This is a genomic window from Arthrobacter sp. Hiyo1 (assembly GCF_001263615.2).
Taxonomy (GTDB): domain Bacteria; phylum Actinomycetota; class Actinomycetes; order Actinomycetales; family Micrococcaceae; genus Arthrobacter.
On sequence record NZ_DF952470.1, the window covers coordinates 168,862 to 170,554 of the forward strand.

Sequence of the window (1,693 nt, forward strand, 5' to 3'; positions counted from 1 at the left end):
GAGGACCCGGCCGCCGAGCGCCTTTTCGAGCGCGGCGATCCTGCGGGAAACGGTGGTGTGGTTCAGTCCCAAGGCTTGGGCCGCCGTCGTGAACTTACCTGAGCGCGATACTGCGAGCAGGACGAGGAGGTCATCGGGATTCGGATTCATATCTGCAATTCTGCACACACTTGGTGCCATTTTGGCCATTGAAGCAGCACTGATGTGCGGCAATACTCATTGGAGCATTTCGTGTTGTGGATCACAACGCGTGTCAGTGTGGACACTAAGGAGATGGACATGAGCGTAGGACAACGCTCCGCAGCAGGGGCCGCCACCGGCAAAGGCGCAGGCCTCAAGAAGATCGTCGCCGCCTCGATGGTGGGCACCGTGGTGGAATGGTACGAATTCTTCCTCTACGCCACGGCCGCAACGCTGGTTTTCGGCAAGTACTTCTTCCCGCCCACGGGCAACGACCTCGACGGCATCATCCAGGCGTTCCTGACCTACGCGGTGGGCTTCGTGGCCCGGCCCCTGGGCGGCATCGTCTTCGGCCAGATCGGCGACAAGCTCGGCCGCAAACCCACGCTGCAGCTCACCATCGTGATTGTCGGCGTGTCCACCTTCCTCATGGGCTGCCTCCCCGGCTTCGCCGACCTCGGTTACTGGGCGCCGGCCATGCTCGTGGCACTCCGCTTCATCCAAGGCTTCGCGCTGGGCGGCGAATGGGGCGGCGCGGTGCTGCTGGTGGCCGAACACAGCCCCAAGGAGTCCCGCGGATTCTGGTCAAGCTGGCCGCAGGCCGCGGTTCCCGTCGGGAACCTCCTCGCCACGCTGGTCCTGTTCATCATGTCCACCACCCTGAGCAGCGCAGCCTTCCTCGGCTGGGGATGGCGCGTGGCCTTCTGGCTCTCCGCAGTGATCGTCTTCGTGGGCTACTACATCCGCACCCACGTGACCGAGGCCCCGATCTTCCTCGAAGCGAAGGCCCAGGTGGAGAAGGAACAAGCCATCAGCTACGGCGTCGGCGAAGTCATCCGTAAGTACCCCAAGGGCATCCTGCAGGCCATGGGACTGAGGCTCGCCGAGAACATCATGTATTACCTCGTGGTGAGCTTCTCCATCGTGTACCTCAAGAGCGTGGACAAATACGACACCTCGTCCTTGCTGCTCGCCCTCCTGATCGCGCACGTTGTCCACTTCGTGGTCATCCCGCAGATCGGCCGGTTGGCAGACGCCTGGGGCCGCAAGCCGGTTTACCTGATCGGTGCCATCAGCGGTGCCACCTGGCCGTTCTTCGCCTTCCCCATGTTCGACACCAAGAATCCCGCGGTGATCGTTGCCGCCGTGACCATCGGCCTCTGCCTGCACGCCTTCATGTACGCAGGGCAGCCGGCCATCATGACCGAGCTCTTCCCCACCCGCATGCGCTACTCAGGAGTCTCCCTTGGCTCGCAGGTCACCTCGATCTTCGCCGGTTCGCTGGCCCCGCTGCTGGCGACCCAATGGCTCAAGGACACCGGATCCTGGATGCCCACGGCAATCTACCTGGTGATCTCCTGCGCGATTACCGCCGTCGTCGTCTTGACGCTCAAAGAGACCCGCGGTGTGGCGCTGGAAGACGTTGACAATGCCGATGCCGTTCGTCACGGCCTCCCCATGGGTGCCCGCGCATGAGCCTCGAGGGCCGCAAGGCCCTGGTGACCGGCGGGGC

2 protein-coding genes are annotated in these 1,693 nt (G+C 63.6%); one reads left to right on the forward strand and one right to left on the reverse strand.

Features of this window, described 5'->3' with window-relative positions; genetic code table 11:
* Positions 1 to 150: helix-turn-helix domain-containing protein (locus tag AHiyo1_RS09750; RefSeq protein ID WP_148667534.1), on the reverse strand; the 150-nt coding region annotated here is incomplete at its 3' end.
* 129 nt (positions 151 to 279) lie between these two features.
* Here AHiyo1_RS09750 and AHiyo1_RS09755 point away from each other — a divergent pair.
* Entirely contained in the window at positions 280 to 1,656 is a 1,377-nt protein-coding gene (locus tag AHiyo1_RS09755; RefSeq protein WP_059388444.1) for an MFS transporter, read from the forward strand.
* The last annotated feature ends 37 nt before the right edge of the window (positions 1,657 to 1,693 follow it).

Bases quoted from the DNA above. Each gene is read 5' to 3' on its own strand.
- AHiyo1_RS09755 (WP_059388444.1), top strand. From the start codon at position 280: ATGAGCGTAGGACAACGCTCCGCAGCAGGGGCCGCCACCGGCAAAGGC.